Below are 19,062 nucleotides of genomic sequence, written 5' to 3'. Positions count from 1 at the left end.
GACATCGCTTACATGCTTATATAATATCAAATTTAAGTTAATAATCGTGACGGAGACAAGAGAGCCACGCAGACATCCCATGTTACAGCACAGGGTTGGTTTGTGATGGCTTTTCTTTTTTTTGCGCGATGAAAACGATCAAAATCGGATGATCTATTGAGGAGGTTGGTTGTATGTCGCCATACGCAGCCGAATTCATAGGGACAATGATTCTTATTGCCCTAGGTGGCGGAGTGTGCGCAGGGGTGTCCCTGAAAAAGTCTTTTGCCCACGCTTCCGGCTGGATTGTGGTCGGATTGGGGTGGGGGCTCGCGGTAGCTATTGGGGTGTATGCGGTGGGCCAAATCAGCGGAGCGCATTTGAATCCCGCAGTTACACTCGCGTTGGCATTTCAGGGTAGTTTTCCATGGCAGGATGTTCCCGGTTATATTGTGGCTCAGGTTCTCGGAGCCATGGCGGGTGCAGTGATCGTCATTTTGCATTATTGGCCCCACTGGAAAGAGACGGAGGACACAGCAGCCAAACTCAGTGTATTTGCGACAGGACCAGCTATTGATCATCCGTTTGGTAACGTGCTTAGTGAAATGATAGGTACTTTTATCTTTGTTCTTGCTTTACTGTCGTTTGGTGCCAATTCGTTTACAGACGGCCTTAAACCGCTAATTGTTGGTTTTTTGGTTGTCAGTATCGGTTTATCCCTTGGAGGCACAACGGGCTATGCCATCAATCCAGCGAGGGATTTTGGGCCGCGTCTGATGCATTATTTACTACCGATACCCGGTAAGGGAGCATCCAACTGGAAATATGCATGGGTGCCCATTGTAGGACCGCTATTGGGGGGATCTTTCGCAGGGCCGTTTTATCAGGCCGTTTTTAAGGGGAGTATGACTCCGGCGTTCTGGATTTTATTAGGGGTTATCGTGGTTGTACTCTTGATTACCTTCCGTATTAGTCGTATTTATAAAAATCATAAAATGGATCACAAGCTTACAGCGTAAAAACGATGGATTTACACAGGGAGAGATGAACATGGGAAAATATATTTTGTCACTAGACCAGGGAACGACAAGTTCAAGAGCGATTTTGTTCAATAGCGAAGGAGATGTGGTGTACTCGGCCCAGCGGGAATTTCCGCAATATTTTCCTCACCCCGGCTGGGTAGAGCAGAATGCGAATGAAATCTGGAGTTCTATTCTGGGCGTTATTGCCTCCTGTCTTTCCGAATCCGGTGTAAAAGCAAAACAAATTGCTGCCATCGGCATTACCAATCAGCGAGAATCGGTGGCCGTGTGGGACAAAAATACAGGATTACCCGTGTATAACGTACTCGTATGGCAATCACGCCAAACCTCGGATATTTGCGAAGAACTGAAGCGGCAAGGGCATGAGGAGTTGTTTCACAGCAAAACAGGGCTATTGATCGATCCGTATTTTTCAGGCACTAAAGTAAAGTGGATACTGGACCATGTAGAAGGAGCGCGGGAAAAAGCGGAACGAGGTGACTTATTATTTGGTACGATTGACTCGTGGCTAATCTGGAAACTATCCGGCGGAAAGGCCCATGTAACAGACTACTCCAATGCGGCCAGAACGCTGATGTACAATATTTATGAGCTAAAGTGGGATGAAGAGCTACTGGATATTCTGGGAGTTCCGAAAATCATGTTGCCTGAGGTAAGGCCTTCTTCCGAGGTATATGCGCACACCGTGGATTATCATTTTTTTGGTCAGAATGTACCGATCGCCGGTGCAGCGGGTGACCAGCAGGCAGCCTTGTTCGGTCAGGCTTGTTACGAAAAAGGAATGATCAAAAACACTTACGGTACAGGTTGCTTCATGTTGATGAATACGGGAGATCAGCCGGTTGAATCCAAGCACGGTCTGATCACGACCATCGCTTGGGGGCTGGAGGAAGGCAAAGTGCAATACGCACTTGAAGGGAGTGTGTTTGTTGCGGGCTCTGCGATCCAGTGGCTGCGAGATGGGCTGCGCATGTTCCGTGAAGCAAAGGACAGTGAGCCTTATGCGGCCCGTGTTTCCTCCACAGAAGGAGTATATCTTGTACCCGCTTTTGTCGGGCTGGGCAGCCCCTACTGGGATAGCGAGGTGCGTGGAGCGATGTTTGGTCTGACACGTGGGACCACGAAGGAGCATTTTATCCGTGCCACCTTGGAGTCCCTCGCTTATCAGACCAAGGATGTGCTTACAGCCATGGAGATTGATTCAGGAATTACGGTGAAGATGTTGCGAGTGGATGGAGGAGCCGTGTTGAACAATTTCCTGATGCAATTCCAGAGCGATATTCTGGATGCGACGGTGGAACGGCCAGTTATCCATGAGACAACGGCGCTGGGTGCCGCATGTCTGGCAGGATTGGCGATAGGATACTGGAAGAGTACAGATGAACTTCGTAAGCGAGTGAGAGTGGAAACTTCTTTTACCCCTACGATGGATGAAGCAACACGTGACAGCCTGTATGAAGGCTGGAAAAAGGCTGTGAATGCGACGATGGCCTACAAATAATGGCTTAAACGAAAGGGCTCTTGTTATATAACTGCAAAAAGGTGACTTCTGAATTCGACAGGAGTCACCTTTTTTAGGTATGTGCTATCCCTCAACCCTTGTAGGGTTCCAATGTTGCCGGGCTCCGCAGGAGGTGCGAATGACGAGTTCGGGCTCCACTTTAATACATTTCGTATCCATTTGTTTATTCATCAGGTCAAACAGCACCATAGCAGCCAGACGACCTATTTTTTGCTTGTCTTGTTTTACAGTCGTCAGTGGAGGATCAGTATAACGACAGGCTTCAATATCATCACATCCTACTACGGCAATATCCTCGGGTACCTTCAAGCCGCTCTCCTTGAAAGCACGAATGGCACCAAAGGCAAGCAGGTCGGTAGCCGCAAAAATAGCTCTTGGTAAATTTTCTTGCTGTATCCACGCCTTTGCGATCTGGTATCCATCCTCTGCTGCATAGTCCTTGCCATACACGATCCATTCCGGTCTGACATCAAGGCTAAACCGCTTTAGTGATGAGATAAAAGCTTCTTCTCTCTCTTTAATAACCAAGGAGGGGCGTTCTATGCCTATAAAACCCATTTCGCGGTATCCATTCATGTAAAAGTGCTCAACAACTTTCATTGAAATCTTCTGATTGTCGGACATGATGTAGCAGGAGCTGGCTCCGGTTAATTCGATATCAACACCGATGCAGGGGATTGGGCTGGCATCGAGATCAAAAACACTCTTCTCCACTTCGTCTCCGGCAATAATAATGCACCCGTCCACTGAGAAATATTTTGAGCGAGCCAAATAGTCCTCTCCATTATCCAGAAATTTCTCATTTGAAAAAAACAGCAGGTCGTAACCGAGCAAGCCAATCTGCTTTTTGAAAACATTAATGATGTCTACAAAAAAAGGATGACTAAAATCGACATTCAGCTTGCCAGCGAATATAACGCCTACCAGATTAGATTTTTTGGTAGCAAGCGTTTTAGCCGAGGAGGAAGGTCTATAGCCTGTTTCCTCCATAATTTTGAGTACTCGCTGCCGGGTTTCCTCACTGATATCTGTGTAATTGTTTATGATCTTCGAAACCGTTGCTACTGAAACGCCTGCCATGCTAGCTATTGTTTTTATATTCATGGAATCCTCCGTAACTAAACTGATTTAGTTCATTTGACCTTGCATTCTAAAATTAATGATTACTCGTATTCTATGCTACCTCATAGAAGAGAGTCAACCGTGCTATTATAGGATAAATCCTAATATATTATGGATAATGAAGTTCGATTTAACGATAGTTAATGATTTTTTGATAATTTACAAATTGCTATTTACAAATACAGGCTATTCGATACATAATAGTAGCTGTAATTAACTAAACCGCTTTCGTAAGAGTGAGTGCATTTATTCTAAGATTACAGGGGGAATTTTGCAATGCTAAAAAAGTGTTTTTCTTTACTTGTTGTAACCGCTTTAATCGTGGTATTAGCCGCTTGCGGTAAAGGTAACGAAGCTGGGCAGAACGGGAATAAAAAGGTCACGTTAAAAATTATTCATTGGCAGCAGGAGAATATTAATAACTATATAAAGGAATTTAATAAAAAGTTTGAAGAGAAGTATCCTGATGTTCAGGTGGAGTATACGACGGTTCCTGCTGATTCCACTTATGATCAACTGATGCAAACGCGTATGAATGCGGGTTCAACCGGTGATGCAGACATTATTCCTCTGAAATTCAGCTTCGTAGGCGCACCGCAGGAATGGTCTAAGGGAGCTGCTGATCCGATGTGGAAGCAGTGGATCGAGGGAGGACTCATTGCAGATCTGTCAGATCAAGCTTTTATCAAAAACTATAATCCTACAGATGTCAAAAATGCCATGACCTATAACGACAAGGTATACGGTGTAAACATGGGTAAGGTAGCACTGACAGGTCTGTTTTACAACAAAGAGATTTTTGAAAAATATAATCTTGCTGTGCCCACGACATGGGACGAACTGGTGAATGTTATGAAGGTGCTCAAGGATAACGGCGTGGAACCGATTGGTTTCGGCGGTAAGGATGTATGGCCTATTAATCTTGCAGTCCAAGGACTTCAAGCCTCTATCCATGATGATCAGCTGGAATATATCAAAGGGCTGTGGACAGGCAAGACCAAACTGACTGATCCTGTCCAGCTTGAGGTGCTGGAAAAAACACAAATTTTGATGAACAACGCCATTGGTGGATTTATGGGAATTGACTATGGAACCTTGCCAAGCTTATTTGCTTCCGGGCGTGTAGCGATGATTGCGGATGGTACGTGGGATGCAACTACGATTCAGACAGCCAATCCAGAGCTGAAATTTGGTTATTTCCCGATTCCGGGCAGTAACGACCCCGCCAAAAATAAAAACCTGGCAGGCAAGTATGATATGACCTGGATGGTACTAGAAAAGTCACCAAACAAGGAGTATGCGATCAAATGGCTTGAAATGCTCTCTGAGAAACAGAACTACACGGATTTTGTGAATGCTGCTGGATTTTTGCCAACACAGTCTGATGTGAAGATAAGCAGCGATTTCGTTAATGAAATCCAGCCTTCACTGGAAAACTTCAAGCTCTCTTGGGATCAGCTGTTTATCAATCGTAAGAATGTTGGACAGTACATTAAGGAAGCCAGTGTACATGCGGAATTTTTGGCGCCTGCCGGTCCGTTAAAAACGCCTTTGGAGCTTGCGCAGAAATCTCAAGCAGACTGGGATGCGGCAGCCCCTAAATAATCCATAGATTTTACATGAACACAATGGTAACTGCAAAGCTCCCATAATAATGTGAAAAGGTGTGAGACCCATGTATCCCTTTGGAAAGGGTGCAGCCCGGATAATGCCCTATCTTCTGCTGAGTATTCCGGTGCTGCTCTATTTGCTTCTTGGTTTTGGACCCTCTATGGTAACCGTGCTTTTTTCCTTTACAGATGCTACCGGGGTTCCGGGACAGACGTGGAATTTTATCGGATTTGAGAATTACACGACCTTTTTCACCTCCTCCGATTCTGGAGATCGTATTGCTTCCATTGGCCGTTCCTTATATTTTGCCGTAGCGGTGGTTGTGATCCAAAACGCAGTTGGGCTATTCATGGCTATCCTTATTAATAAAAAGCTCAAAGGTGATGTGTTATATCGCTCTGTATTTTTTCTGCCCGTTGTGCTCGGGGTAACGGTATCCGGTCTGATCTGGCAGTTGCTTGCCAATCCGCTTGGCGGTCCTGCGCAAGCATTGCTGAACTTTTTTGGAACCAGCTCCAACTTCTTTGGGGATTATGATATTGCATTTGAATTGGTCATTTTTGTGCAAATTTGGATGTACATGGGTTACTCGATGACTATTTTCTTAGCTGGACTCCAATCCATTCCTAGTGACTTATATGAAGCGGGATATATGGACGGCGCTTCTGGATGGAAAGCGTTCAAAAATATTACCTTTCCAATGATTGCACCGTCCTTTACCGTCAATATGCTGCTATCCATTATCGGCGCCTTGCAAACCTTTGACATTATTTATGTGCTGACAGGGGGTAAATTCAACACGACGACACTTGCATTTGATGTATATGCCACAGCCTTTGGCTCCGGGACATCAGATTATGGTCTTGCTTCCGCAGTTGCGATGATCCAGTTTGTATTCGTGTTTACGGTATCAATGATTGCACTTTATTACTTGCGCAGAAGAGAGGTGGAAATGTAATGAGCAGTAGCAAAGGAACCAAAATAGTGAGCTACACCATCGTACTGCTCATGCTTTCGTTATATGTACTCCCGCTTTTCTACCTTTTTAATGTATCGATGAAGACGCAAAGCGAGTATTTGATGGATCCTGTAGCGTTAGCCAAGGGTCTGCGTTTGGAGAATTTCATGGATGCTTGGGATAAAGGGAATTTCTCTCAATATATGTGGAACAGTATTTTGTATACAGGAGTTTCTACGTTATTAACCCTGATTATATCCGTGTTTGCCGCCTTTCCGCTAGCACGGGGATATGTTAAGTTCAGCACCTTCTTTTATGTGTTTTTCCTGATTTCCATGTATCTCCCCAATCCGCTAATTCCGCAATTTGCCCTTATTAATAGTCTGGGACTGTACAATACACAGCTTGGTTTTATTTTGCTGAAAACGACAGGTACCGGCATCGCTTTCCTGATGTTTGTGGGGTATATCAAGTCTGTCTCCCGAGAGCTGGATGAAGCGGCTGCAATGGACGGATGCGGTTATTCACGTTATTTGTTCACGATTCTTGTACCACTGATGAAGCCCGTGTTGGCGACAGGCATCATTTTGACAGCCATTGGTGCATGGAACGACATTATAGGTCCTACCATTTATTTGTCTGATCCCGCCTATCAGCCAGTGACCAAGGGACTGTTCTCTTTCTATGGACAATACATGAACAACTGGCCGCTGCTTGCTTGCGGTATCTTGATTGTTACACTACCGCTGGTTATTTTGTATATTTTCCTCCAGCGCTTTATTGTCGGCGGTGCAATGGCTGGAGCTGTGAAGTCTTGATTCCTGAAAGGACGGTACCGAGTATGAGCGAGAATACCTTTATATTTCCTGCCACGTTTATGTGGGGAACTTCAACCTCTTCTTATCAAATTGAAGGGGGTACAGATGAGGGCGGCAGAACGCCCTCCATTTGGGATACTTTTTGTCAAGTCCCCGGGAAGGTAATCGGAGGGGACTGTGGAGATGTAGCATGTGATCATTTTCACCACTTTAAAGAAGACGTGCAATTAATGAAACAGCTTGGTTTTTTACATTATCGTTTTTCTGTAGCTTGGTCACGTATTATGCCCGCGCCTGGCATTATTAACGAAGAGGGGGTGCTCTTCTACGAGCATCTGCTGGATGAGATTGAGTTGGCTGGACTGATCCCGATGCTGACGCTGTATCATTGGGATCTACCGCAGTGGATTGAGGACGAGGGTGGATGGACACAGCGAGAGACTATCCAACATTTTAAAACGTATGCCTCTGTAATCATGGATCGATTCGGCGAGCGGATAAACTGGTGGAATACGATAAATGAGCCTTATTGCGCCTCTATTTTGGGCTATGGTACAGGAGAGCATGCCCCTGGCCATGAGAACTGGAGGGAAGCTTTTGCTGCCGCCCATCATATTCTGATGTGTCATGGGATTGCCAGCAATTTGCACAAGGAGAAAGGGTTAACGGGTAAGATTGGCATTACGTTGAACATGGAACATGTGGATGCGGCTTCCGAGCGACCCGAGGACGTGGCTGCTGCCATCAGAAGAGATGGCTTTATTAATCGTTGGTTTGCGGAGCCATTGTTTAACGGAAAGTATCCTGAAGATATGGTGGAATGGTACGGAACGTATCTGAATGGATTGGATTTTGTACAGCCTGGTGATATGGAGCTGATTCAGCAACCGGGGGATTTTTTGGGCATTAACTATTATTCCCGCAGCATCATTCGATCAACGAACGACGCTTCGTTGCTGCAAGTAGAGCAGGTTCACATGGAGGAGCCAGTAACGGACATGGGATGGGAGATTCACCCTGAATCTTTTTATAAGCTGCTGACACGGATTGAGAAGGATTTTAGCAAGGGCTTGCCCATTCTGATTACGGAAAATGGAGCAGCGATGAGGGATGAAGTGGTAAATGGACAGATTGAGGATACCGGGCGTCAGCGCTATATTGAAGAGCATTTAAAGGCCTGTCATCGCTTCATTGAAGAGGGAGGTCAGCTCAAGGGGTATTTTGTCTGGTCTTTCCTTGATAACTTTGAATGGGCCTGGGGCTACAGCAAGCGTTTTGGCATTGTGCATATCAATTACGAGACGCAGGAACGGACTCCCAAACAAAGTGCGCTATGGTTCAAGCAAATGATGGCAAAGAACGGGTTTTAAACAGAAAAGGGGGATACGATGCAGCCGTATTATTTTGACAATCAAGGACGTTTTGTGATTGAAAATTTTGCGCATGCCAAGCCCTTTTCCAGTTTCTTGCCCGGCATTGCTGGTGTTCAGGGAATTCCCCTGTGGGCGTATTATGTTAATCGTGGACAAGGAATTGCGAGCTTTGGTGTGGAGGATAAAAATGGAGCGATCATGGAATTTTTTCCGGCTAACCGCAGCTATAGTCTCGTACCGATCCACGGCTTCCGTACCTTTTTAAAGGTAAAAAGGCAGGATGAGTGGAGCTATATGGAGCCGTTTTCGGCTGTGCGTCCTTTGGAGCATGAGCAACAAAAAATGTTAATATCCCGCCATATGCTGGAAATCAATAGCTCTCATCCAGATATAGGGCTGGAGGTGCGTGTGCAATATTTTACGCTTCCTCATGAAAGCTACGCTGCTTTGGTGCGCAAGGTTGAGATTGTCAATCATTCCGATCAAGAACTTGAGCTGGAGGTGCTGGACGGCATGCCGGCTGTGCTGCCCTTCGGTATTGACAATACGGCTTACAAGGAGCTTGGATATACACTGAAAAGCTGGATGGATGTGTATAACCTCAATAACAGCATACCTTACTATAAGGTACGTGGAAGTACAGTGGATACAAGTGAGGTCCATCAGATTGAGGCGGGACATTTTATGTATAGCTTTGTGGAGCAGGATGGCAAGGCCAGACTAGTACGTCCCATTGTCGATCCATCCATTATATTTGGTGAAAATACGTCCCTGACCTTCCCTGACTGCTTTATCCATACACGTGTCGAAGACCTGATTTCACAGCAGCCAGTGACGACGAATAAAGTGCCTTGTGGGTTTAGCGGTTATGCGGCACGATTGGCGGCAGGTACAGCTGTAAATCATTGTTCGGTCATCGGGCATGTGGATGATATTCAATTGATCAATGAACGGATTACAGAAATTGCAACGATGTCTTATATCGATCAAAAGGCGGAGGAAGCTAGAACGTTAATCGAAGAGTTGACAGATGGAATGGCCACGCAGACATCCATTCCATTGTTTGACGAATACTGCCGTCAAAGCTATCTGGATAATCTGCTACGTGGGGGTTATCCATTATTGCTGGACAATGGCACGGAGCAACCCTTTGTGTATCATGTATTTTCGCGCAAGCATGGAGACTTGGAACGAGACTATAATTTTTTCAAACTCCAGGCGGGGTATTATTCGCAAGGAAATGGTAATTTCCGCGATGCGAACCAGAATCGGAGAAATGATGTGTGGTTTAACCCGGGCGTCGGAGATTTTAATATTCGTTTGTTTATGAGCCTGATTCAGCCGGACGGCTATAACCCGCTTGTTGTAAAAGGCTGTAGCTTTCAAATACGAGAGCTCGAACCGTTGCTGGAACAGGTGGAAGTGGCGGCCCATTCGTCTTTGTGTACTTTTTTTCAATCATCATTTACCCCGGGCGAGCTGATTCAGCACATCATTCATGACAATATTGGACTAAAGCAAACGGTAGAGACATTTGTGATCGAAGCCCTCAAGCATTCCGAACAATGCTATGAGGCTGATTTTGGTGAAGGCTTCTGGATCGACCATTGGACTTATAATATGGATCTAATCGAAAGCTATTTGAGTATCTTTCCAGACAAACAAGAAGAACTCCTGCTCTCGACCAGGGAGTACATGTATTACGACAGTCCGGCATGGGTACAGCCGCGCCGAAACAAATACGTGCAGATGAAGGACGGACGTATTCGTCAGTACGGAGCGGTTGTAGAAAGCAAGGAGAAGAAAGCTCAACTTCACATGCGGACTCGCGATGTTCACTGGGTTCGAACCGGACGAGGCAACGGAGAGATTTACAAGTCCAATTTATACGAGAAGCTGCTATCCTTGGCTGCCATCAAGCTGTCTACATTAGACCCAGAAGGCTTGGGAATTGAGATGGAGGCGGGGAAACCAGGATGGAATGATTCCATGAACGGACTTCCGGGGCTGTTTGCTTCGGGCTTTAGTGAGCTATGCGAGTTACAGCGACTCGTAAGATTTTTAATACATGCACAGATGAAGCTTTCGGCAGACTTTGTGCTGAGGCTACCGCTAGAGGTAGCCAGGTTGATCCAAGAATTAGGGCTCGCAGTTGAAGAGTACTACCACGATTTTAATGATGCGGAGCCTGGGAATGGTAGTGACGATCATGGCTTCTGGTCACGGATTTCGGATGCTAGAGAAGCATACCGTGAAACGGTTCGCTTTGGATTTGAAGGGACAGAAGCAGCATTGTCGTTTGCTGATGTACTGGAGTTTTTGCAGCGGGCTGAACGTAAGATTCAAGAGGGAATGGATAAGGCTCTGCGTATAGGAAAGGGGATATACCCAACCTTCTTTTATTATGAAGCCAAAGAATTCGAGGTACAGCAGGATGAGAACGGGGGGGTGTTTGTAAATATACATTCCTTTAAACGCAAGGATATACCGTTCTTCCTGGAAGGACCAACCCGGGCTATGAAAGTAACTGGCGACATTGTAAATGGGAGGAAGCTGTATCGACTTATCAGACAGAGCGAGCTTTACGACAAAAAGCTGGGTATGTATAAGGTGAATGAGAGTCTGGCGGGACAGCCGTTTGAACTGGGCCGTTCCAGAGCTTTCACGCCAGGGTGGCTGGAAAATGAATCGATATTTATGCATATGGAATATAAATATTTACTTGAGTGTTTAAAGGTGGGTCTATACACTGAATTTTTTGCAGACATCCAAAAAGCGCTACCCCCTTTTATGGACGCTGCGATCTATGGAAGAAGTACGCTGGAAAACAGTTCCTTTATTGCTAGCAGTGCTAATCCTGATGCAAGTTTGCATGGAACGGGCTATATTGCGAGGCTGAGTGGATCAACGGCAGAATTTATTCATATGTGGCTATGGATGATGACAGGCGGGCAGCCATTTGGCTATGATTCTAGGGGGCTTACCTTGAAGCTGGAGCCCAAGTTGCCAGGCTGGCTGTTCACAGCTACAGGTGAGTTAACCTTCTGCTTTCTCGGAAGCTGCCAGGTGACGTATTATAATACAAGTCGCATGGATACTTACGCGCCGGACTGCATAGTGAAACAGTATATACTGCATTATAGCAATGAGGAACAGAAGACAATAAACCAGGCTGTATTAGACCCAAAAGAGGCTCAGGATGTGAGAGACCGGCTGGTTTCTCGTATCGAGGTGCATCTGGAGAGATTGCTTTAATTCATTTAAGCCGTCATGCTGCAAAATAGAGCATGACGGCTTTTTAAGACCCTAATTTCTTGTATTAGTGCGGAATTACGCGGAAATATCTTGCAAATCTAATATAACAGGGCAGTGGTCACTGCCTGTAATATGGCAATCAATACTCGCATCTATTAAAAGCGGACGAAGCCGCTCTGAGACGAGGAAGTAATCAATCCGCCAGCCGATATTCCGTTCTCTCACCTTTGGCATATAGGACCACCAGGAATAAACATCCGTTCGATCAGGATAAAAATATCTGAAGGTGTCTATAAATCCAGCGTTGAGCAGCTGTGACATGCGGTCTCGTTCCTCGGGCGTGAAGCCAGCATTTCCGTAGTTGGCTTTGGCATTTTTGAGATCGATCTCCTGATGAGCCACGTTCAAGTCTCCGCAAATGATGACAGGCTTCAGAGTGTCTAGTTGTTGCAGATAGTTGCGAAAACGGTCTTCCCATTCGAGCCTGTATGGCAATCGGGATAAATCCCGTTTGGTATTCGGTGTGTACACATTGACAAGATAAAATTTTTCAAATTCCAGCGTAAGGGTTCGACCCTCCGGTTCTTCATTTTCTTCGAGTCCATAATGCACAGAGAGCGGCTTGATTTTGGTGAAAATAGCTGTGCCAGAATACCCTTTTTTCTCAGCATAATTCCAGTATTGCATGTATTCCTCCATGTTCTCCATGAGGATTTGTCCTTCTTGAAGCTTCGTTTCCTGTACGCAAAAAATATCGGCATTCGTTTCTTTTAGATAAGTATAGAATCCTTTGGTTACACAGGCTCTTAAGCCATTTACATTCCAAGATATTAATTTCATTTGATTAAACTCCTTACTACTCCACGCAGTCAAGCGGTGTAATGGGTATATCCTCGATTAAAAGGCTGTCCCAGACAAGCGCTCGAACAGCGCTACGGAAACAGCCTTTTCTACATTAAAATAGGTTGTAATACGATGCTGGGCTCCAACGTTCACGGTGGGTCCTATTTCGCTGGAAAATAAAAAAAGCTTCCTAAATAGGAAGCTTCGGCTATACGTCCCAGGAGGGATTCGAACCCCCGACCGACGGCTTAGAAGGCCGTTGCTCTATCCAGCTGAGCTACTGGGACATAAAATTCAAGCGAATATTAATATATCATATGGATGGAAAAGATTCAAGTCTTATTTTGCATTTATCGTTTATTTGGGCTCTACACCACATAAATTCAGACTACACATCGTTTTTTTTGCCTTATAAAAGGGTATGTTAGAATACAGGTGAATATGTTGAAGACGAGTGGTTGAACTTCGGCTGCTGTTTCTCATATAATCTACAAATACTTTAGCTTGCGGAGGAGAGGGGGTGCCTTGAAAATAAAGGACTCCAAGGTGACGACAAAAGAAAATAATATCGTATTGTTTCCGAAGACACTGGACTACTATCAAATTCAACTTACGGTGATGCTTGAAAACGAACGTTACGGAGAGGCGATGGCGATGCTGCGCTTTTTGATGCAGTGTCAGGGACAGGAGCAGAAACAATACGATGAATGGAACGCTCTATCACAATGGTTGGAAGCTGCATTTCCACAGTATGCTGACAGCGGAGCGGTAACGGACAATGTGGAAGAAGACGAAGTCAGTGAAGTTGAGTTGGCTCGCCGTCATGCACGTTTTAAGCAGGAACAGAATGCAGGCTACGGTAACAAGCTTTTGCAGATGGCTATGGATCAACCGTTATCCGAACAGACGATTCTAGCTTTGGAACAGCTATCCTACTTGGAACTGCCGGAGATCGACGATGCTTTGCTTCGCTGGATTACTGAACGGGAAATCCATCCTCTTCTTCAATTCCGTGTTCTACAGACATTGAGACGCCGCGGAATGGAAGGAACGATAGAAATCAGACGGGGTGATGAACAGACGGAAATCGATATTGAAACGGTTCCGTTACAGCCTGATGAGTTTCCAGAGGCGATTATGCGTATTTTGGAACGGGTAGCCGACCAGACTGAAGTGCATGAGCCCACACTATTCTATTTTGCACAGGAGCTGTGGTCACAGTTTGTGATGGCCGTGTACGGTACGAAAGATTATAGATCAATGTTGGTAGAAGAGGACGGAATGCCGGATATTTGGGCAGCAGCACTCCATCAGACCGTTTCGGAAAGTTTGAACGGGAACAATAATGAAGAAGAAACCCGCGCTATATATGGCATTACAGATGCACTGCGCTTCCGTTTTGAGCAAGCATATCGGTCGATGCGATTATTCGTAGCGGCGGGAATGAACACTCCTTAATGACCGGAAACGTTTACCTGTTAAAGCATTCAAGGGCTGCTCTTGAAAAAGACAGTAATGTTAGATATACTATAGTGGTTATTTTGTGTGCGTTGATTGTAATGAAAACTAAGTGAAGATTTTGTTGGAGGGGAAAGCATAAAATGAAAGCAACTTGGGAGAAAATAGAGAAGAACCTTGGGGTTCTTGAAGTTGAGGTAGACGCGGATCGTGTAGCCGCTGCACTCGACAAAGCTTTTAATAAAGTGGTTAAACAAGTAAGCGTACCAGGATTCCGTAAAGGTAAAGTGCCACGTCCTATCTTTGAAAAACGTTATGGCATTGAAAGTCTGTACCAGGATGCAATTGACTTCCTGTTGCCAGAAGCATACAGCCAAGCTGTAGAGCAAACAGACATCTTCCCAGTAGATAGCCCAGATGTTGAAATTGATCAATTTGCTAAAGGCGAAACTTTCAAATTCAAAGCAAAAGTTACTGTTAAACCTGAAGTAACTTTGGGCGATTACAAAGGCGTAGAAGTGCCTGTAAGCAAAATCGAAGTAAGCGACGAAGAACTGGCTCAAGAGCTGGAGCGCCTGCAACAACGTCATGCTGAATTGGTTGTCGTTGATGAAGATGCTGCTCAATCCGGCGATACAGCTATCATTGACTTCGACGGTTCCGTAGACGGTGTACAGTTCGAAGGTGGACAAGCTGAGAAGTATTCTCTGGAACTGGGTTCCAATACCTTCATCCCTGGCTTTGAAGATCAAGTGATTGGTTTGCACACTGGTGATTCCAAGGACGTTGAAGTAACGTTCCCTGAGAACTACCATTCTGCTGACCTCGCTGGTAAACAAGCTGTATTTAAAGTGAAAGTTCATGAACTGAAACGCAAAGTTCTTCCTGAATTGGACGATGAATTTGCTAAAGATGTAAGTGAATTTGACACACTTGCTGAATTCAAGGAAGACTTGAAAAAGCAATTGCTGGAACGCAAAGAAAACGAAGCTAAAGCAGCTCGTGAGGGCGCTGTAGTGGAGAAAGTTGCTGAAAATGCAACAATCGACATTCCTGAGGCAATGGTTAAGAGTGAAGTGCAAAACATGGTTCGCGATTTCGACAACCGTCTGCGCAGCCAAGGCATGAATCTTGAAATGTTCCTCGGCTTCTCCGGTCAAAGCAAAGAAGACCTGGAAGAGCAAATGAAAGCTGATGCTGAGAAGCGCGTACGCAACAACCTCGTGCTGGAGCAAGTGGCTAAAGCAGAAAACATCGAAGTTTCCGAAGCGGAAATTAATGAAGAGCTGCAAAACATGGCTGATGCTTACAAACGTTCTGTAGAAGAGATCCGCAGCATTCTGGAAAGTAACGGCTCGTTCGCTAACTTGAAAGAAGAGATCTCACTGCGCAAAACAATCGCTTTGCTGGTTGAAAACAGCAAAGAAGTTGAAGCGCCAGCTGCAGCTGCTGAGTAATTTAAACGATAAAATATACGGTGTATGCTGTAACAGGCTGCAACGTAGTAATTAGATAAGGATAAGGCACGTAGTGAAAGTTACGTGCCTTATTTTTACCTTAGACAATCCAAATTTTAGTCGTTTATGGAAAGCGCTGTGAATGGTGTTTTCTGTTTTACATAAGTCACTACCGTACATTTGCACATACATACGAAACATGGTTAAATATGAGAAGGTCTCGGCAGGACGTCTGTAAATAGCCTGCATTTTATATATGAGCACAGGCAAATATGACACGAGACTCTGAACATGTTAAAATATTTTGTAAGGTGTTCACGTTTCATGATTGCCGCTTCCGTTTTAATGGGACTTAAGGAAGCGGATGAATACAGGTGTTCATTTTAATAAAGAAAAGAGGTTGGTCGTGATGAGTCTCGTCCCTATGGTTGTGGAACAAACGAATCGAGGAGAACGATCTTACGATATTTACTCGCGGTTGCTTAAGGATCGCATCATTTTCCTAAGTGGCCCGATTGATGACGATGTCGCCAATCTCGTCATTGCACAGCTATTGTTCCTTTCTGCGGAAGACCCGGAGAAGGACATTAATTTGTACATTAACTCGCCAGGCGGTTCTGTTACTGCAGGCATGGGTATATATGATACAATGCAATTCATTAAGCCGGATGTATCGACGATTTGTGTAGGTATGGCTGCTAGTATGGGCTCTTTATTGCTCACAGCCGGTGCACCAGGCAAGAGATATGCACTTACCAATAGTGAAGTTATGATTCACCAGCCGCTCGGCGGCATTCAGGGGCAAGCCTCCGACATGCTGATTCATGCGGACTGGATTATCAAAACACGTGCCAAGCTGAATCAAATCTATGTGGAGCGTACAGGTCAGCCCCTCGAAAAAATCGAACGTGATACTGACCGGGATTTCTTCATGGAAGCGGAAGAGGCGAAAGCATACGGTATCATTGACCAGGTGCTGTCTAAACCGATTAATCTGTAAAGGGGTGGCTCTATGTTTAAATTTAATGATGAAAAAGGACAATTAAAATGTTCTTTCTGCGGTAAATCTCAGGATCAGGTTCGCAAGCTTGTTGCCGGACCGGGCGTATATATATGTGACGAATGCATCGAGTTGTGCACGGAAATTGTGGAGGAAGAATTGGGTCATGAAGAAGAAGTAGATCTGAAAGACATTCCAAAACCAATGCAAATCCGTGAAATTCTGGACCAATATGTTATTGGTCAGGATCAAGCGAAAAAATCATTGTCTGTTGCGGTATATAATCACTACAAACGTATTAATACACAAAACAAAATTGATGATGTGGAATTGCAAAAAAGTAACATTCTGATGCTTGGACCTACAGGTTCGGGTAAAACGTTACTTGCGCAAACCATGGCTAAAATTTTGAACGTCCCATTTGCTATCGCAGATGCCACTTCCCTTACGGAAGCGGGTTATGTGGGTGAAGACGTTGAAAACATTTTGCTGAAACTGATTCAAGCTGCCGATTATGATGTAGAAAAAGCCGAGCGCGGCATTATCTACATTGACGAAATTGATAAAGTAGCCCGCAAATCCGAAAACCCGTCCATTACGCGTGACGTATCGGGTGAAGGTGTACAGCAAGCGTTGCTTAAAATTTTGGAAGGCACAGTTGCTTCTGTACCTCCGCAAGGTGGTCGCAAGCATCCACATCAAGAATTCATTCAAATTGATACCACGAATATCCTGTTCATTTGCGGTGGTGCCTTTGATGGTCTGGAGCAAATGATCAAACGTCGTATCGGTAAGAAGGTCATCGGCTTTAACGCGACTAGTGAACAAAAAGATCTAAAACCAGGCGAATATACCTCCATGGTATTGCCAGAGGATCTGCTGAAATTCGGTCTGATTCCGGAATTCGTAGGACGTTTGCCAGTTATTTCTACGCTGGAGCCGCTTGATGAGAAGACATTGGTTCGTATTTTGTCTGAACCAAAAAATGCCTTGACCAAGCAATATCAGAAGATGCTGGAACTGGACAATGTGCAGCTGGAGTTTAAGCAAGATGCTCTGGAAGCCATTGCTCGTGAGGCGATCAAGCGTAACACGGGTGCCCGTGGCCTTCGTGCAATCATCGAAGGTATTATGCTCGACGTTATGTACGAAGTTCCTTCCCGTGATGATGTGACGACTTGCGTCATCAACGAGCAGGTAGTAAAAGACAAAATCGCACCGGAACTCGGTGGTACAGATAAGGATAAAAAACAAGAAGAGAGCGCCTAAGGATTGATACTTCGCGATCTCTACAATATGAGAAGCCCGATCTCCACTTCACTAAACCCGTATGAGGTTTTATGGGGTGGAGGTTTGGCGTTAATGGGAGAGAAAAGTACATGTTCTTAAGACAAGACACACGTCCCGTTAAAGTCGGGAATCTGACGATTGGCGGCAGCAATGAAGTCATCATCCAAAGCATGTGTACAACCAAAACGGCAGATGTGGAAGCTACAGTAGCTGAGATTCTACGCTTGGAAGAAGCCGGATGTCAGATAGTGCGGGTTACCGTCAACAATGAGGAAGCTGCCGCAGCTATTAAGGAAATTAAGAAGCGGATTCATATTCCGCTGGTTGCAGATATTCACTTTAATCACAAGCTGGCTCTACTGGCGATTGAAAATGGGATTGACAAGGTTCGTATTAACCCAGGGAACATTGGACGACGTGAAAAAGTGGAAGCAGTCGTTAAGGCGTGTAAAGAAAAAGGGATTCCGATTCGGATTGGTGTGAACGCCGGATCATTGGAACAGCATTTACTGGATAAGTATGGCTACCCGACGCCAGAAGCGATGGTAGAAAGTGCACTGTACCATATCGGGATACTCGAAGAGCTTGATTTCCATGATATTATCGTATCACTGAAGGCTTCTGACGTTCCAATGGCGATTGCGGCTTACACGAAGGCAGCTGAAATTATTAAGTATCCCCTCCATTTGGGCATCACCGAAGCCGGTACACTCTTTACTGGAACGGTTAAAAGCGCAGCGGGTATGGGAGCACTGTTGGCAGCTGGTATCGGATCCACCATGCGTATCTCGCTAAGTGCCGATCCAGTCGAAGAAGTGAAGGTAGCACGGGAGTTGCTCAAAACGTTTGGGTTGATCACGAATGCAGCTACATTGATTTCTTGTCCGACTTGCGGGCGTCTGGATATTGATCTGTTCTCTATTGCGAACGAAGTAGAGGATTACATTGCAAAACTCAAGGTGCCGATTAAAGTATCCGTACTGGGGTGTGCAGTTAACGGTCCGGGTGAAGCGAAGGAAGCTGATATCGGAATTGCCGGAGCACGTGGAGAAGGTCTATTGTTCCGTTATGGAAAGATGATTCGCAAAGTCCCTGAGGCTGAAATGGTTGACGAATTGAAAAAAGAAATTGATATCATCGTCAAGGCTTATGAGGAAACAGGTAAAATACCGGGACGTGAAGAGCGTCACACTGCCGAGAAGGTGTAGGCAAAAGCGGTTATTTTAAAACAGGTATAATCATAAACTATGGTCATTGTATAAGCGCCGTGGAGAGCAGCTCTGCTACAGAACTGTTTTTCGCGGCGTTTTTGTATTTCTCTCTGATCTTTTGA

The 19,062-nt window shown here is 45.1% G+C and carries 14 protein-coding genes and 1 tRNA gene; 12 read left to right on the top strand and 3 right to left on the bottom strand.

The features are described 5' to 3' along the window. Window positions 1-173: 173 nt before the first annotated feature. Complete coding sequence (locus tag HFD99_RS14210; protein WP_019688424.1) at window positions 174-998, top strand: MIP/aquaporin family protein; 825 nt, start codon at window positions 174-176, stop codon at window positions 996-998. A gap of 31 nt (window positions 999-1,029) precedes the next feature. Then, window positions 1,030-2,523 (top strand): glycerol kinase GlpK, encoded by a 1,494-nt coding sequence (gene glpK / locus HFD99_RS14205; protein WP_025365661.1) that lies wholly within the window; start codon window positions 1,030-1,032, stop codon window positions 2,521-2,523. Between the two features lie 84 nt (window positions 2,524-2,607). Here glpK and HFD99_RS14200 read toward each other — a convergent pair whose 3' ends face one another. Then, window positions 2,608-3,648 (bottom strand): LacI family DNA-binding transcriptional regulator, encoded by a 1,041-nt coding sequence (locus HFD99_RS14200; protein WP_123797565.1) that lies wholly within the window; start codon window positions 3,646-3,648, stop codon window positions 2,608-2,610. A 294-nt stretch (window positions 3,649-3,942) separates the two neighbouring features. Here HFD99_RS14200 and HFD99_RS14195 point away from each other — a divergent pair, with 294 nt between their 5' ends. The 5 genes from HFD99_RS14195 to HFD99_RS14175 all read left to right on the top strand — a co-directional run bounded on the left by HFD99_RS14195 (window position 3,943) and on the right by HFD99_RS14175 (window position 11,681). Beyond that, window positions 3,943-5,271 carry an ABC transporter substrate-binding protein gene (locus HFD99_RS14195; RefSeq protein WP_017427402.1) on the top strand — a complete coding sequence of 443 codons (1,329 nt, stop codon included), beginning with the start codon at window positions 3,943-3,945 and terminating at the stop codon, window positions 5,269-5,271. Window positions 5,272-5,341: 70 nt separating this feature from the next. Continuing rightward, window positions 5,342-6,235: a carbohydrate ABC transporter permease gene (locus HFD99_RS14190; RefSeq protein WP_016818625.1), complete on the top strand. Its 894-nt coding sequence runs from the start codon at window positions 5,342-5,344 to the stop codon at window positions 6,233-6,235. Further along, complete coding sequence (locus tag HFD99_RS14185; RefSeq protein ID WP_017427404.1) at window positions 6,235-7,053, top strand: carbohydrate ABC transporter permease; 819 nt, start codon at window positions 6,235-6,237, stop codon at window positions 7,051-7,053. The genes HFD99_RS14190 and HFD99_RS14185 overlap by 1 nt, the downstream gene beginning before the upstream one ends. A 23-nt stretch (window positions 7,054-7,076) precedes the next feature. Further along, complete coding sequence (locus HFD99_RS14180) at window positions 7,077-8,423, top strand: GH1 family beta-glucosidase (RefSeq protein WP_167440923.1); 1,347 nt, start codon at window positions 7,077-7,079, stop codon at window positions 8,421-8,423. 18 nt (window positions 8,424-8,441) lie between these two features. Further along, entirely contained in the window at window positions 8,442-11,681 is a 3,240-nt protein-coding gene (locus HFD99_RS14175; RefSeq protein ID WP_123797564.1) for a cellobiose phosphorylase, read from the top strand. Window positions 11,682-11,756: 75 nt separating this feature from the next. Here the strand turns inward: HFD99_RS14175 and HFD99_RS14170 are convergent, their stop codons facing one another. Beyond that, a complete protein-coding gene (locus HFD99_RS14170; protein ID WP_016818629.1) occupies window positions 11,757-12,521 on the bottom strand; it encodes an exodeoxyribonuclease III in 765 nt (254 codons plus the stop codon). A 216-nt stretch (window positions 12,522-12,737) separates the two neighbouring features. Next, a tRNA-Arg gene (locus tag HFD99_RS14165) sits at window positions 12,738-12,811 on the bottom strand. A gap of 238 nt (window positions 12,812-13,049) precedes the next feature. Between HFD99_RS14165 and HFD99_RS14160 the strand changes: the two genes are divergently transcribed. The 5 genes from HFD99_RS14160 (at window position 13,050) to ispG (ending at window position 18,937) form a co-directional block, all read left to right on the top strand. Then, on the top strand, window positions 13,050-13,982 hold the full coding sequence (locus tag HFD99_RS14160) for a hypothetical protein (RefSeq protein WP_123797563.1): 933 nt from the start codon (window positions 13,050-13,052) through the stop codon (window positions 13,980-13,982). A gap of 143 nt (window positions 13,983-14,125) precedes the next feature. Next, complete coding sequence (gene tig / locus HFD99_RS14155; protein ID WP_017427409.1) at window positions 14,126-15,439, top strand: trigger factor; 1,314 nt, start codon at window positions 14,126-14,128, stop codon at window positions 15,437-15,439. 409 nt (window positions 15,440-15,848) lie between these two features. Then, window positions 15,849-16,439 carry an ATP-dependent Clp endopeptidase proteolytic subunit ClpP gene (gene clpP, locus HFD99_RS14150; protein WP_016324659.1) on the top strand — a complete coding sequence of 197 codons (591 nt, stop codon included), beginning with the start codon at window positions 15,849-15,851 and terminating at the stop codon, window positions 16,437-16,439. A 12-nt stretch (window positions 16,440-16,451) separates the two neighbouring features. Further along, entirely contained in the window at window positions 16,452-17,708 is a 1,257-nt protein-coding gene (clpX, locus tag HFD99_RS14145) for an ATP-dependent protease ATP-binding subunit ClpX (protein WP_013372695.1), read from the top strand. A 110-nt stretch (window positions 17,709-17,818) separates the two neighbouring features. Further along, window positions 17,819-18,937, top strand: coding sequence for a flavodoxin-dependent (E)-4-hydroxy-3-methylbut-2-enyl-diphosphate synthase (gene ispG, locus HFD99_RS14140; protein WP_017427410.1), 1,119 nt, complete (start codon window positions 17,819-17,821; stop codon window positions 18,935-18,937). The last annotated feature ends 125 nt before the right edge of the window (window positions 18,938-19,062 follow it).

Source organism: Paenibacillus sp. EKM301P (genome assembly GCF_011800295.1).
GTDB lineage: Bacteria > Bacillota > Bacilli > Paenibacillales > Paenibacillaceae > Paenibacillus > Paenibacillus polymyxa.
Note: the sequence above shows the minus strand (reverse complement) of the source record. Positions and strands in the feature narration are given on the sequence as shown.

Excerpts from the sequence above, each read along its gene's own strand:
- HFD99_RS14210 (WP_019688424.1), top strand. The coding sequence starts at position 174 with ATGTCGCCATACGCAGCCGAATTCATAGGGACAATGATTCTTATTGCC.
- glpK (WP_025365661.1), top strand. The coding sequence starts at position 1,030 with ATGGGAAAATATATTTTGTCACTAGACCAGGGAACGACAAGTTCAAGA.
- HFD99_RS14200 (WP_123797565.1), bottom strand. The coding sequence starts at position 3,648 with ATGAATATAAAAACAATAGCTAGCATGGCAGGCGTTTCAGTAGCAACG.
- HFD99_RS14195 (WP_017427402.1), top strand. The coding sequence starts at position 3,943 with ATGCTAAAAAAGTGTTTTTCTTTACTTGTTGTAACCGCTTTAATCGTG.
- HFD99_RS14190 (WP_016818625.1), top strand. The coding sequence starts at position 5,342 with ATGTATCCCTTTGGAAAGGGTGCAGCCCGGATAATGCCCTATCTTCTG.
- HFD99_RS14185 (WP_017427404.1), top strand. The coding sequence starts at position 6,235 with ATGAGCAGTAGCAAAGGAACCAAAATAGTGAGCTACACCATCGTACTG.
- HFD99_RS14180 (WP_167440923.1), top strand. The coding sequence starts at position 7,077 with ATGAGCGAGAATACCTTTATATTTCCTGCCACGTTTATGTGGGGAACT.
- HFD99_RS14175 (WP_123797564.1), top strand. The coding sequence starts at position 8,442 with ATGCAGCCGTATTATTTTGACAATCAAGGACGTTTTGTGATTGAAAAT.
- HFD99_RS14170 (WP_016818629.1), bottom strand. The coding sequence starts at position 12,521 with ATGAAATTAATATCTTGGAATGTAAATGGCTTAAGAGCCTGTGTAACC.
- tig (WP_017427409.1), top strand. The coding sequence starts at position 14,126 with ATGAAAGCAACTTGGGAGAAAATAGAGAAGAACCTTGGGGTTCTTGAA.
- clpP (WP_016324659.1), top strand. The coding sequence starts at position 15,849 with ATGAGTCTCGTCCCTATGGTTGTGGAACAAACGAATCGAGGAGAACGA.
- clpX (WP_013372695.1), top strand. The coding sequence starts at position 16,452 with ATGTTTAAATTTAATGATGAAAAAGGACAATTAAAATGTTCTTTCTGC.
- ispG (WP_017427410.1), top strand. The coding sequence starts at position 17,819 with ATGTTCTTAAGACAAGACACACGTCCCGTTAAAGTCGGGAATCTGACG.